We start from the raw sequence: 11,743 nt of genomic DNA, 5'->3' as shown, positions 1-11,743 counted from the left end.
CAGCGCGCGCAGCGCCAGCCCGCGCGCGCGTTGCGCGCCGAAGTTGCGGCCGGCCAGTTGCAGGGCGCGATCGCAGTCGCGCAGCGCGTCCTCGGCCTGCCCCATCGCGCGGCGCGCCTCGCTGCGGCGGACATAGCCGTCGGCGAAATCGGGCGCCTTGGCGAGCAGGCTGTCGTAGGCGGAGCAGGCATCCGCGTAACGGCCGAGCTGATCGAGCAGGCCCGCGCGCTGAAACAGCGCGCGCGCATGGGCCGGGTCGATCGTCAGCGCGTCGTCGAGACGCGCCAGCGCGTCGTGCACCTGCCCGAGGCCGGCCAGCACCGCCGAATAGTTGGCCAGCGACAGCGGCGCCGGCTGCAACTGGATGGAACGGCGCATCAGCGGCTCGGCTTCGTCGAGCCGGCCCTGCTGAAAGCGCAAGGCGCCCAGCAAGTGCAGCGCGTCGGGATGGTCGCCATCGAGCGCCAGCAATTCCGCATAGGCCTGCTCGGCCTGGTGCATCGAGCCCGCCTGATGCGCGTTGCGGGCGCGCGCCAGCAGTTGCGCCAGCAACGCCGCATCGGGCTTGGCGCGGCTCGCCGCGGACGGCACGGCGTTCCGCTCGCCGGACGGCGCCCGTTCCCCATTGAATGTCATCGTGTGGCCCCTCGCTCTCTCTTCGATCTTGTTGCCCGGCTCCGCCGTGCCGCGGACGGACCGCGTCGTGCCATCGTGGCCGTGCCGGTGAGGCTAGCGGAGGACCCATAACACCGGTGTGACGAAAGCTACGGAACATTCGACCGATGCCTGCCGCGCGGCGCCGGAATAAAAGGTCCGTAACATTCGACACGCCGCTGCCATCGCCCGTGCATACCGTGTCGCAGGTGTCCGCCAGGCGGCGGACGCGATCACCGGCCCCGATCCGCCCGCGCCCGCGCGGGGCGGCCGGCCGACCAATCGACGGGCGTGCGGGATGACCGACAGTTTCAGGACGCGACACGGCGCCGGTCATGCGGCGCAACGGGGCTTTACCTTGATCGAGGTGCTGATCGCGCTCGCGATCGTCGCCATCGCGCTCGGCGCCGTGATGCGCGCGATCGGCGCGCTCGCCGCCGATACCGATACCGCGCGCATGCGCCTGCTGGCGCTCTGGAGCGCCGACAACGCGCTCGGCGCGCTGCGCATCGCCGCGGCCTGGCCGCCCGTCGGCAGCACCACGTTCGCCTGCCCGCAAGGCACCTACGCCTTCGTCTGCCGCCGTTCGGTCGCGGCCATGGCGATGCCCAATCTCCGGCAGGTGACGGTCAGCGTCTATCCATCGGCGTCGAGCCGGAACGTGCTCGCGGAGGTCGTCTCCGTGGTTCAGAATGAAGCGCGCTATTGAGCGCCGCGGCCCGCGGCGGCGGCCGCGCGGCTTCACGCTGATCGAGATGCTGGTGGCGATCGCGCTGATCGCCGTGATCGCCCTGCTGTCGTGGCGCGGCCTGGACGCGACGATTCGCGGCCGCGACACGATCTCGGCCAATCTCGCCCAGACCCGCCTGCTCGGCCGCTATTTCTCGCAATTGCAATTCGATTTGCTCAATCTCGTGAACGCCGACGAGGTGTTCGGCGAACCGCTGCGCATCCGCCCGAACGAACTCGTGCTGGTGCGGCACGCCGGGGTGGGCAGCGGGCCCGTCTATCTGCAGGTGGTGCGCTACCGGCTGCATGGCCACACGCTGACGCGCTCCGCGTCGCCTCCGCTGGCGTCGCTCGACGAACTCGACCGCACGCTGCACGACATGGATCGCTACGCCGGCGTGGTGGTCAGCGACAACGCGCGCGCGATGGATCTCTCGATCTGGCTGCCGCCGAAAGGCTGGACCGCCGACGAACACGCCATCGAAGGCGCCTACCAGGCGTTTCTCGCCCAGCACGGCATCAGCAGCATTTCCACGCTCGGCGCGCCGCTGCCGCGCGGCGTGCGCTTTTCGATATCGATCGGCTCGCCGCCGGTGCGTTACGAGCGAACCATTCCGATCGGCCAGTGAGGGCCGGCCATCCGGCCAGCGACGGGCGGTGGACGGGCGGACAAAATGGTCCGTAGCTTTCGTCACGCCGCCGTTACGGCGCCGCCGTAGGCTGGGGCGCACTCGTCGGCCGGCCCCTGGGCAGCGTGGATCCGGCCGGATCGGGCATCGACACAGGCAAGGGGAAGCGGCTTGACAACCGACATGCGGCACGAAGCGGACCCGGCGCAACACGCCGGGATGGAAACCCACCTCGAACGCGGCAAGAACGCGCACGAGACGCGCCGCTTCGACGAAGCCGCGCAGAACTATCGCGCGGCGCTGGCTCACGCGCCCGACCATCCCGAGGCCCTGCATCTGCTCGGCGTGCTGCAGTTCCAGCGCGGCGACGCCGCCGAGGCCGACTGCGCCGCGCCCGCCGGCTCGATCCATTCGCCGCGCAGCGGGTCGCGCGCCGCATCGCCCTGCCGATCGTCGGGCCCGTAGCATTCGCGCAGCCGCCAGCCGGCCGGCACGCGCGTGGCGAACGGCCGCCGGCGTTCGGCCAGCGCGCGCGCATCGGCCACGTCGATCACGGGCGACAGCGTCCTCGGCCGCACTTGCCGGCGCAATATCCAACATGCCAGTTCGGACTGCCAGCTCATCGGTTCTCCTTGCGGTGTCGTCGGGGCGTCGGCAACCTCGCGCGCCGGCGTTCAGCTCGCCGGCTCGACCTGGCCGCGGATCTCGCCGGTCGGATGCGCCTTGGTGTGGATGTTGAAGTACCACTTGCCGGCCATCAGATCGGTCACCTGGCGGTCGTCGAGCACGGCCGAGCCCTTGATCGGGCTCTCGAGCGCCTCCTTCGCGATCGGCACCTGCACGCCGGCGTTCTGGCCGACCGGCGCGGGGCCATGGAAATGCGCGGCCGTCGCCGGGCCGGTCAGGCCGCCGTAGGTGACGGTCCAGACCAGCGTGTGGGTGCTGGTGTCGAACGTGGCGTCGAGCGTGCCCGAGCCGCGCGTGGCGGTGGGCGGCACTTCGCTCGAGGGCTGCAGGTTGGCGACGAGCTTCGCCGTCTCCGCATGAGCCGTCGCGCCGAGCGCGCCGAGCAGCAAGCCGGTCGTCAGGAAACGCTGGATACGCATGGGATCTCCGAGTCGTGGATAGCGCGTGCCGCGCGGGCCTCGCTGCTGCGATGGTAGACGATCGCCGGGCCGCGCGGCGATCGGCCGATGCGCCTGGCAACCGCAGGCCGTTCGTGCATCGTACGCCATCCGCCGATGGTTGCATGCGGGACGGCCAACCGGCCAGGGCGTGCAACGCCCGACGACGCGCGGCAAGCGCGGCGGCCCGTCGCCCGGCCTCGCGCCCGCGGGGCTGCGACCGCATGACGATGCGCCCGCCCTGGCGTCGGCCACCGCCGCCAAGGCCGCCGGGCCGGAAATTCGGCGAGATTGCCCGACGCCGTCTCGCGTGAGACGATCCCCGCCCATGACACCGACCTTCCTCCAGCATGCGGACGCGCTCGCGCGCCATTCGTACTACGAAGCCACCGTCACGCGCCCGGCCACGGACGATCCCGTGCTCGACGGCGCGCTCGACGCCGACGTGTGCGTGATCGGCGCGGGCTTCTCGGGCCTGTCGGTCGCACTCGACTGCCGCGCGGCGGGCCTGAGCGTGGTGGTGCTCGACGCCCACCGCCCCGGCTGGGGCGCCTCGGGCCGCAACGGCGGCCAGGTGATCGGCGGCTTCGCGAAAGACACCGAAATCGCGCGCCAGCTCGGCGACGACGGCGCGCGCGCCGCGTGGCGGCTCTCGCTCGACGGCGTCGAACTGATCGCCGAGCGGATCGCCCGCTACGGCATCGCGTGCGACTTCACGCGCGGCTACCTGACGCTCGCCACCAAGCCGCGCCGCGTGCCCGAGTTGCGCGCCTGGATGGACGCCGCGACGCAGCGCTGGGGCCACCCCGCCCTCACCTGGCTCGACACCGACGCGATCCGCGCCCGCATCGCCTCGCGCACCTATCTGGCCGGCGTGCACGATCCGCTGTCGGGCCATCTGCATCCGCTCAAGTACTGCCTGGGCCTCGCCGACGCGGCGCGCCGCGAGGGCGCGCAACTGTTCGCGCATTCGGCCGTCACGCGCGTGACGCGCGGCGAGCGGCCGGTGGTGCGCACGCGTTCGGGCGAAGTGCGCTGCCGCTTCGTGGTGTCGTGCGTCAACGCCGGCCCCGGCGGCTTCCTGCCCGAACCGATCGAGGCGCGCATCGGCCCGGTGCCGTCCTATATCGTCGCCACCGAGCCGCTCGGCGCGGCGCGCGCCGACGCCCTGATGCCGGGGCGCGAGGCCGCCTGCGACAACAACCTGTTCCTCGACTACTACCGGCTGTCGGCCGATCACCGGATGCTGTTCGGCGGGCGCGCCACCTCGGCCGGCGCCGCGCCCGAGCAGCTCTCCGCTTCGATCCGCGCACGCATGATCGAGGTGTTCCCGCAACTGGCCGACGTGCGCGTCGATTACGGCTGGGGCGGCTTCGTCGACGTCACGCGCAACCGCGCGCCCGACATCGGCGCGCTCGATCCGAACTATTTCTATCTGCAGGGCTTCAGCGGCCACGGCGTGGCGCTGACGGGCATCGCGGGCCGGGCCGTGGCGCGCGCGATCGCCGGCGAGCGCGCGATGTTCGACCTGTTCGCGCGGCTGCGACACCGGCGCTTTCCGGGCGGCCCCGCGTGGCGGCAGCCGGCGCTCGAACTCGGCATGCTCTGGCATTCGGTGCTGGAGCGCCTCTGAAACGACGACGGCCCGCAGCCGAAACGCTGCGGGCCGTGTGTCATGCCGCGGCGCTCAGTGCGCGCCGCCGCCATCCGCCGCTGCGCCCTTGGCCTGGCGCACCGGCTTGGTGATCCAGATCAGCGGAATGATCAGGATGAAGATCACCGACGAGATGAAGAACACGTCGTTGAGCCCCATCACCAGCGCCTGCCCGTCCACCGACAGATTGAACAGCGCGTGCGCCGTGTCGCTGCCGACATGCAGCGACGACTGCATCGAATCGATCGACTGGTTGTAGATCGGGTTGGTGGCGTTGGCCTGCTCGGTCAGCCGCTCGTGGTGCAGCACCGTGCGGTTGTTCCAGAGGTTGCCGATCAGCGAGGTGCCCACCGCGCCGCAGAACATCCGCGCGAAGTTCGACAGGCCGGCCGCGGCCGGGATCTTCTCGGGCGGCAGCCCCGACAGGATGATCGACGTCAGCGGCACGAAGAACATCGCCATCGGAATGCCCTGCAGCAGCGTGGGCAGCACGAGATCCCAATTCGACACGTCGGTGTAGAAGCGCGTGCGCATGAAGAACACGCCCGCGAACAGCACGAACGCCATGGTCGCGATCACGCGCGCGTCGCTCTTGGGCAGGATGCGCCCGATGAACGGCGTCAGCACGATCGCGAACACGCCGAGCGGCGCGGTGGTCAGCCCCGAATCGACGGCGCGGTAGCCGAGCGATTCCTGCATCCACTGCGGCAGCACCACCAGCGTGCCGAAGAACATCGCATAGGCCACCGACAGCGCCACCGTGCCGCCCGCGAAGTTGCGCTGCTTGAACAGCCGCAGATCCACCACCGGGTTCTTCGCGGTCAGCTCCCAGATCACGAAGAACGCGAAGCCGCTCGCCGCGATCACCGCCAGCGTGACGATGACGGGCGAGCCGAACCAGTCGAGATCCTTGCCCTTGTCGAGCATCACCTGCAGCGAGCCCACCCATACGATCAGCGCGACCAGCCCGACTGTGTCGATCGGCAGCTTGCGCGTGACCGATTCGCGATCGCGGAAGATCGACCAGGTGACCGCCGCCGCGAAAATGCCGACGGGGATGTTGATGTAGAAAATCCACGACCAGTTGTAGTCGTAGGTGATCCAGCCGCCGAGCGACGGCCCGGCGATCGGCCCGACCAGCGTGGTCATGCCCCACAGCGCGAGCGCCGTGGACGATTTCTGCTTGGGCCAGGCGCCGAGCAGCAGCGCCTGCGAGAGCGGCGCGAGCGGCCCCGCCACCGCGCCCTGCAAAATCCGCGCGCCGAGCAGGAACGGCAGGTTCGGCGCCAGCCCGCACAGCCACGAGGACAGCACGAACAGCAGGATCGCGGTGACGAACAGGCGCACCTGGCCGAAGCGCTGCACGAGCCAGCCGGTCAGCGGAATCGACACGGCATTGGCCGCCGCGAAGATCGTGATCACCCAGGTGCCTTCGTCGACCGACACGCCGAGATCGCCCGAGATGGTCGGGATCGCGACGTTCGCGATCGACGAATCGAGCACGTTCATGAACATCGCGAGCGACACGGCCACGGTGCCGAGCGCGAGCTTGCCGCCTGTCAGCGGATCGGGAGAGGAGGGAGCATTCATCGAGTCGTCCGGTGGTTGCCGTCAGCCATCCCGCCTCAGGCGAGCGGCTTGCGGTGCGCCGTGGCGGCCGCCGCTGCCGCAGGGCGGCCCGGGCCGCCGGCCGCGTTCTCGGCGATGATCCGGGCGATCTCGGCATTGGCCTCGTCGCCGTACTTCGCGAACACGTCGGTCTGGTAGACGGTGTTCTGCACGCCGCCGAGCTGGCCGCCGCTCTCGTCCTGGATGTTCACGTCCACCTGCATCGACAGGCCGATGCGCAGCGGATGCCGTTCGAGCTCCTTCGGATCGAGCGCGATCCGCACCGGCAGGCGCTGCACCACCTTGATCCAGTTGCCCGTGGCGTTCTGCGCCGGCAGCAGCGAGAACGCCGAGCCGGTGCCGGCCGAGAAGCCCACCACCTTGCCGTGATACTTGACCGACGAACCGTACACGTCGGCCGTCACCTCGACCGGCTGGCCGATGCGCATGTGCGTGAGCTGCACTTCCTTGAAGTTCGCGTCGACCCAGATCTGGCCGAGCGGCACCACCGACATCAGCGGCGTGCCGGGCGAGACGCGCTGGCCGACCTGCACCGAACGCTTCGCCACGTAGCCCGTGACCGGCGCCGGCAGCGTGTTGCGCGCGTTCGCCAGATAGGCGTCGCGCACGCGCGCGGCGGCGGCGAGCACGTCGGGGTGGTTGCTGACGGTGGTGTTGGCGGTCAGCGCCACGTTCGCGGCGAGCTGCTGCTTGGTGGCGTCGAGCGACGCCTGCGCGGCCTTCACCGCATCGCGGGCGTGCGAGATCTCTTCCTGCGAGACGGCGCCCGTCTGCGCGACGGCGAGGCGGCGGCGCAGATCGTCCTGCGCCTTCGACAGATCCGATTCGCGCTGCGTGACCTGCGCGCGGAACTGATCGTCGTCGGCGTACATGCCGCGCACGCGGCGCACGGTCTGCGCGAGGTTCGCCTCGGCCGATTGCAGCGAGATCGCCGCGTCGGCCGGATCGAGCTTGACGAGCGGCTCGCCTTCGCGGATCGATTGCGTGTCGTCGGCGTTGACCGCGATCACGGTGCCCGTGACCTGCGGCGTGATCTGCACGATGTTGCCGTTCACGTAGGCGTCGTCGGTGTCTTCGTGGAAGCGCGCGACCAGGAAGTAATACAGGCCGTACGCGACCGCGGCGATCACGATCACGACGGCGAGCAGCGCCATCATCCGCTTGCGCTTGCTGTTCGGCGCGGCCGGGGCCGCGGCTTGTTGCTGGGGTTCGCTCATCGCGAGGTTCTCCGTCTGCGCCCATCACGCCGCTGTGCGTCGCGACGGGCTCTGCTTGTCGATTCGAATTGGAACTGCGGGAAACTCAACCGGCTGCCGGCGCCGATGCGGCGGCGGCGGGCGCGGCGGCCGGGGCCGACGCGGAAGCCGGCGCATCGGGCGCGGCGAGCGGCGAGCCGCTCGCGTCGAAACCGCCGCCCAGCGCGCTGATCAGGCCGATCTGCATGTCGCGGCGGCGCATCACGAGGTTCGTGACGGTCTGCTCGGAGGCCAGGCGGTTGGTGTCGGCGCTGAGCACCAGCAACTGCGGCGCGAGGCCGGCCTTGTAGCGCACCACGGCGAGCTCGTAGGCGCGCGTCGAGGCGTCGAGCGCGCGCTGGGCATCGCCCATCTGGCGGTCGATCGAGCGGATCGTCGCCACCTGCGTGGCCACGTCGTTCAGTGCGCCGATCAGCGTCTGGTTGTAGTTCGCGACGCTCAGGTCGAAATCGGCGTAGCGGCCCTTCAACTGCGCGCGCAACTGGCCGGCATCGAAGATCGGCAGATGCACGGCCGGGCCGAACTGCGCCTGACGGCTCGCGAACTTCAGAAACTGGCCCCAGCCGAACGCATCGAAACCGAAGCCGGCCGCGAGGTTCACATCGGGGAAGAATTCGGCCTTCGCCTCCTTCACGTCGTGCATCGCGGCTTCGACCTGCCAGCGCGCGGCCACCAGATCGGGCCGGCGCGCCACCAGATCGGCCGGGATGTTGCCGGGCAGATCGACCGCCCCGCCCGGCTTCAGCACCGGCACGGCGATCTTCAGGCCGCGGTCCGGGCCCTTGCCGAGCAGCGCCGCCAGTTGATAGCGGGTGGTGGTGATCTGGCCGTCGAGATCGGACAGCGACGACTCGCTGGTCGCCACGTTGCCGCGCGCCGTCTGCCGCTCGACGTTGGTGTCGAGGCCCGCGCCCACGCGCCCTTCGGTGATCTTGCCGACCGTCTGACGGTTGTCGATCTCGCGCTGGGCGATGTCGCGCAGCGCGTAGAGTTGCGCGAGCTGGTTGTAGCTGCGCGCGACCGACACGGCGAGCGTCACGCGCGCCTGCTGAAACTCGGCCTGCGCCGCCTTCTGCTGCGACACCGCCGAGCGCAGCCGCTGGCGGTTCTTGCCCCACAGATCCAGCTCCCACGTCGCGCTCGCGAGCGCGTTGTTCTCGCTGTACCAATTGCCGCCGTACGGCGGCGGGTACAGGCCGTTGCCCGAATACAGCTCGCGCGTCCACGCATAGCTGCCTTCGACCTTCGGCATCAGCGCCGCGCGCGACGTCTCGATATACGACGACGCCTTGGCCAGCCGGGCCTGCGCCTGCGCGATGGTCGGATTGCCGTCGAGCGCTTCGGCGATCAGTTGCGGCAGTTGCGGATCGCCGAACTGCTGCGCCCAATCGAGCGCCGGCCATTGACCGCCCTCGGCGGGCAGGCTCTGGGTCGATTCGAGCTGCGAGGCCGGCGTGATCTGCTTGTCGCTATGGATACCGATGTAGTTGGCGCAACCGGCCAGGGCGAACGCGGCAACGGCCGACAGCGCCGCCGCGCGGATCGCGCGCAGCGGCACCGGGTTGGCTCGCGCGCTCATCGTGCGGCTCCGCGGCGCAACATCGTGCCTGTAACGAGTTTCATAGGAACAGCTCCCCTGCATTGATGGACTAGACAACTAATAGAAGGCACGGCATGCGCCCCAATACGCACTGCGTGCAAGCTCAAGCGCCGTTTTCGAGGATCCGCTGCAGCATCCGCTTCAGCGACCCGACTTCCTCGGGCACGAGGCCCACCAGCGCTTCGTCAATCACGCCGGCGTAAATCGCCGGCATCGCCTCGGCCAGCGCGCGGCCCGTTTCGGTCGGCACCAGCCGCACGATGCGGCGATCGTCGAGATCGCGCTCGCGGGTCAGCAGCCCGCGCACTTCGACGCGGTCGAGCACGCGCGTGATCGCGCTGGCGTCGACGCAGCAATCGCGGGCGAGATCGGCGGCCGTCTCGCAACGGCCGGCGGCCAGCAGGAACAGCATCTTGCCCTGCACGCCCGTCACGCCGAGCTCGGCCTGCGCACGCTGGTTGATCCGCAGCGCCAGACGCGCGTGGGTTTGCGTGAGCAGATAACCGAGGCTTGCGCCGAATTCGTCGGCCGGCACCGTCAGCGCCTGCGGCGGCAATTGCAACGGCTTCATGCCGACGCTCCTTCGGGCACGCATTCGCGTGCCGCGGCAAACAGTTCAACATCGAGCGCCTGCGCGCGCCGCAAGCCGAAACGGCTCTCGAACGCGGCCTGCGCGGCGCGCCAGTGGCCCATCGCATCGCCGAGCCGGCGCTGCCCTTCGAGCGTCAGCGCAAGCCGTTGCCGGCGTGCGCCGTCGCTCGGCGCCTGGACGATCAACGCCGCGCGCAGCAACGGTTTCAGCGTGCGAACCAGGGTCGTGCGGTCGGTTGCCGTGGCGCGCGCCAGCTCGGCCATCGTCGTGCTCACCGAATCACCGAGCGAGCGGAGGATGCAGAACTGGGACAGCGTGACGCCGGCTTGCGACAGATACAGCTCGTAGAACCGCGAGACATGCCGCGCGGCCTGACGCATCGCAAAACAATGGTCCGTATCGGGGGGCTCTCTGTGCATGCGCACAGACTAGAGATGCGGGGCCGGGTCAGCAATGCCGCGAAAGGCAATCAATTATCACTGTCGCGACAAGAATCGACCCGGCAAGCATTTAAGACATTCACGACATCGGCAGCATCACAGCCCACCCTTCGACCCGGGGAAATTCAGGCGGACGCCCGCCCGGCAAGGCTCAGCGCGGCACCGGCGGCGATGCGGTCTCGAAGAACGCGACCGTATGCTCGATGAAACTGCGAACCTTGGCCGGCATCAACGTACGGGAACTGTAAGCAAGCCGGATCTCGGCGCCCATGTCGACGAGCGAATAGTCCGGCAGCACCGGCACGAGCCGGCCCGCCTCGCGATCGGCCGCGACCACCGAACTGGGCAGCATGCCGATCCCGAAACCCTGCAGCACCATGCCGAGATTGAACGGCGCGTTGTTCGATTCGATCTCATAACGGAACGGCACCGTCAGCGTCTCGCCGTCGACGCTGAAGCGCAGCTCGGGCTTGCGGATCGAGGTGGAGAACGCCACCACGAGGTGATCGGCGATCTGCGACGGGTGGGTGGGCACCGAATGGCGCGCCAGGTAGTCGGGCGTGGCCACCAGTTCGAACGGGATCAGCTCCATCAGGCGCGTGACGACGGTGTCCGAGGTCAGCATGAACGGCAGCAGCAGGCCGATGTCGTAGCCCTCCGCGACCAGATCGACCGGCCGTTCGGCCAGCGTCACGTCGATGTTCACCTTCGGATACTTGAGCTTGTAGCTGGCGATCAGCGGCTGCAGCCGGTGCATGGTCGCCGTGGCGTGCGAGATCACACGGAGCACGCCGGTGGGCTCGCGCGCCTGGGTCGACGCGCCCTCTTCCAGCGCATCGAGATCGGAAATCACGCGCACGCAGCCCTCGTAGAACTGCTCGGCCGCTTCGGTCAGCGAGATCTGCCGCGTGGTGCGATTGAACAGGCGCACGCCGAGCCGCTTCTCGAGCGCGGCGATCGCGCGCGACACGACCGGCGTCGAGAGGCCGAGCATGTCGGCAGCGCGGGTGAAGCCGCGCGCCTCGACGACCGAACAGAAGATACGCAGGCTATCGATATATTCCATGACGACGTTTCCGGGTAGCGTGCGCGTTCGACACGCCGGGCGCAGGATCGCCGCGCGAGGGTGTCGCTGCGTCCGGGACGGACGGCAGTGCGGCATTTTATCGTTTCCAGACCGAGGCCGCCGGGCCTCGAATCGGGCGGGCAGCACGCCCTGCCGGTGATGACGGATCAGCGCCGCGAATATTGTGTGGGAGAACGAAATGCTGCCGGCGCGCATGCGCACGGGCGGGCGGCGGCGCGACGTTGCTTCGGAGACCGACGCAATCCCGGCCCGCCACAGGCGGCTTGCGCCGGGTTCGGCGCCGGCCCGGATCGATGGCATGGCGGGCGGCCGCGGGCGCCAGATCGGCGCGCGCCGCCGATCCGTCCGG

The 11,743-nt window shown here is 69.8% G+C and carries 12 protein-coding genes and 1 pseudogene; 4 read left to right on the top strand and 9 right to left on the bottom strand.

The window, feature by feature from the left end; translation table 11 throughout:
- A partial coding sequence (locus G3N92_RS23995) for a tetratricopeptide repeat protein (protein WP_206130072.1) occupies nucleotides 1-636 on the bottom strand: 636 nt, incomplete at its 3' end.
- 316 nt (nucleotides 637-952) lie between these two features.
- Between G3N92_RS23995 and gspI the strand changes: the two genes are divergently transcribed.
- The 3 genes from gspI to G3N92_RS23980 all read left to right on the top strand — a co-directional run bounded on the left by gspI (nucleotide 953) and on the right by G3N92_RS23980 (nucleotide 2,477).
- Nucleotides 953-1,363 carry a type II secretion system minor pseudopilin GspI gene (gspI, locus tag G3N92_RS23990; protein ID WP_206130071.1) on the top strand — a complete coding sequence of 137 codons (411 nt, stop codon included), beginning with the start codon at nucleotides 953-955 and terminating at the stop codon, nucleotides 1,361-1,363.
- On the top strand, nucleotides 1,347-2,012 hold the full coding sequence (locus tag G3N92_RS23985; protein ID WP_206130070.1) for a prepilin-type N-terminal cleavage/methylation domain-containing protein: 666 nt from the start codon (nucleotides 1,347-1,349) through the stop codon (nucleotides 2,010-2,012). The genes gspI and G3N92_RS23985 overlap by 17 nt, the downstream gene beginning before the upstream one ends.
- A 171-nt stretch (nucleotides 2,013-2,183) precedes the next feature.
- Nucleotides 2,184-2,477, top strand: coding sequence for a tetratricopeptide repeat protein (locus G3N92_RS23980; protein WP_339385808.1), 294 nt, complete (start codon nucleotides 2,184-2,186; stop codon nucleotides 2,475-2,477).
- Here G3N92_RS23980 and G3N92_RS35065 read toward each other — a convergent pair.
- Both G3N92_RS35065 and G3N92_RS23975 read right to left on the bottom strand, forming a co-directional pair.
- Nucleotides 2,408-2,635 (bottom strand): annotated as a pseudogene (locus tag G3N92_RS35065) (alpha/beta hydrolase); the annotation flags it as partial. The gene G3N92_RS23980 and the pseudogene G3N92_RS35065 sit on opposite strands and share 70 nt — an antisense overlap.
- A gap of 51 nt (nucleotides 2,636-2,686) precedes the next feature.
- A complete protein-coding gene (locus G3N92_RS23975; protein ID WP_206130069.1) occupies nucleotides 2,687-3,118 on the bottom strand; it encodes a CHRD domain-containing protein in 432 nt (143 codons plus the stop codon).
- Between the two features lie 346 nt (nucleotides 3,119-3,464).
- Here G3N92_RS23975 and G3N92_RS23970 point away from each other — a divergent pair, with 346 nt between their 5' ends.
- Nucleotides 3,465-4,769 (top strand): FAD-binding oxidoreductase, encoded by a 1,305-nt coding sequence (locus G3N92_RS23970; RefSeq protein WP_206130068.1) that lies wholly within the window; start codon nucleotides 3,465-3,467, stop codon nucleotides 4,767-4,769.
- A gap of 54 nt (nucleotides 4,770-4,823) precedes the next feature.
- Here the strand turns inward: G3N92_RS23970 and G3N92_RS23965 are convergent, their stop codons facing one another.
- The 6 genes from G3N92_RS23965 to G3N92_RS23940 form a co-directional block, all read right to left on the bottom strand.
- Complete coding sequence (locus G3N92_RS23965) at nucleotides 4,824-6,380, bottom strand: DHA2 family efflux MFS transporter permease subunit (protein WP_206130067.1); 1,557 nt, start codon at nucleotides 6,378-6,380, stop codon at nucleotides 4,824-4,826.
- A gap of 35 nt (nucleotides 6,381-6,415) precedes the next feature.
- The gene (locus G3N92_RS23960; protein WP_206130066.1) at nucleotides 6,416-7,636 is read right to left on the bottom strand and encodes an EmrA/EmrK family multidrug efflux transporter periplasmic adaptor subunit; all 1,221 of its coding nucleotides are present in this window, start codon (nucleotides 7,634-7,636) and stop codon (nucleotides 6,416-6,418) included.
- 85 nt (nucleotides 7,637-7,721) lie between these two features.
- Nucleotides 7,722-9,254: an efflux transporter outer membrane subunit gene (locus G3N92_RS23955; protein WP_206130065.1), complete on the bottom strand. Its 1,533-nt coding sequence runs from the start codon at nucleotides 9,252-9,254 to the stop codon at nucleotides 7,722-7,724.
- A gap of 124 nt (nucleotides 9,255-9,378) precedes the next feature.
- Entirely contained in the window at nucleotides 9,379-9,846 is a 468-nt protein-coding gene (locus G3N92_RS23950) for a MarR family winged helix-turn-helix transcriptional regulator (RefSeq protein WP_206130064.1), read from the bottom strand.
- The gene (locus G3N92_RS23945; RefSeq protein WP_339385807.1) at nucleotides 9,843-10,247 is read right to left on the bottom strand and encodes a MarR family winged helix-turn-helix transcriptional regulator; all 405 of its coding nucleotides are present in this window, start codon (nucleotides 10,245-10,247) and stop codon (nucleotides 9,843-9,845) included. The genes G3N92_RS23950 and G3N92_RS23945 overlap by 4 nt, the downstream gene beginning before the upstream one ends.
- A gap of 211 nt (nucleotides 10,248-10,458) precedes the next feature.
- Nucleotides 10,459-11,373 (bottom strand): LysR family transcriptional regulator, encoded by a 915-nt coding sequence (locus tag G3N92_RS23940; RefSeq protein ID WP_206130062.1) that lies wholly within the window; start codon nucleotides 11,371-11,373, stop codon nucleotides 10,459-10,461.
- Nucleotides 11,374-11,743: the final 370 nt, after the last annotated feature.

The sequence above is a fragment of the Burkholderia sp. Ac-20379 genome, from assembly GCF_017104645.1.
In the GTDB taxonomy this organism is placed as follows: domain Bacteria; phylum Pseudomonadota; class Gammaproteobacteria; order Burkholderiales; family Burkholderiaceae; genus Burkholderia.
This window is presented reverse-complemented; position numbering and strand designations above follow the sequence as displayed.

Excerpts from the sequence above, each read along its gene's own strand:
- gspI (WP_206130071.1), top strand. The coding sequence starts at position 953 with ATGACCGACAGTTTCAGGACGCGACACGGCGCCGGTCATGCGGCGCAA.
- G3N92_RS23985 (WP_206130070.1), top strand. The coding sequence starts at position 1,347 with ATGAAGCGCGCTATTGAGCGCCGCGGCCCGCGGCGGCGGCCGCGCGGC.
- G3N92_RS23975 (WP_206130069.1), bottom strand. The coding sequence starts at position 3,118 with ATGCGTATCCAGCGTTTCCTGACGACCGGCTTGCTGCTCGGCGCGCTC.
- G3N92_RS23970 (WP_206130068.1), top strand. The coding sequence starts at position 3,465 with ATGACACCGACCTTCCTCCAGCATGCGGACGCGCTCGCGCGCCATTCG.
- G3N92_RS23965 (WP_206130067.1), bottom strand. The coding sequence starts at position 6,380 with ATGAATGCTCCCTCCTCTCCCGATCCGCTGACAGGCGGCAAGCTCGCG.
- G3N92_RS23960 (WP_206130066.1), bottom strand. The coding sequence starts at position 7,636 with ATGAGCGAACCCCAGCAACAAGCCGCGGCCCCGGCCGCGCCGAACAGC.
- G3N92_RS23955 (WP_206130065.1), bottom strand. The coding sequence starts at position 9,254 with ATGAGCGCGCGAGCCAACCCGGTGCCGCTGCGCGCGATCCGCGCGGCG.
- G3N92_RS23950 (WP_206130064.1), bottom strand. The coding sequence starts at position 9,846 with ATGAAGCCGTTGCAATTGCCGCCGCAGGCGCTGACGGTGCCGGCCGAC.
- G3N92_RS23945 (WP_339385807.1), bottom strand. The coding sequence starts at position 10,247 with ATGCGTCAGGCCGCGCGGCATGTCTCGCGGTTCTACGAGCTGTATCTG.
- G3N92_RS23940 (WP_206130062.1), bottom strand. The coding sequence starts at position 11,373 with ATGGAATATATCGATAGCCTGCGTATCTTCTGTTCGGTCGTCGAGGCG.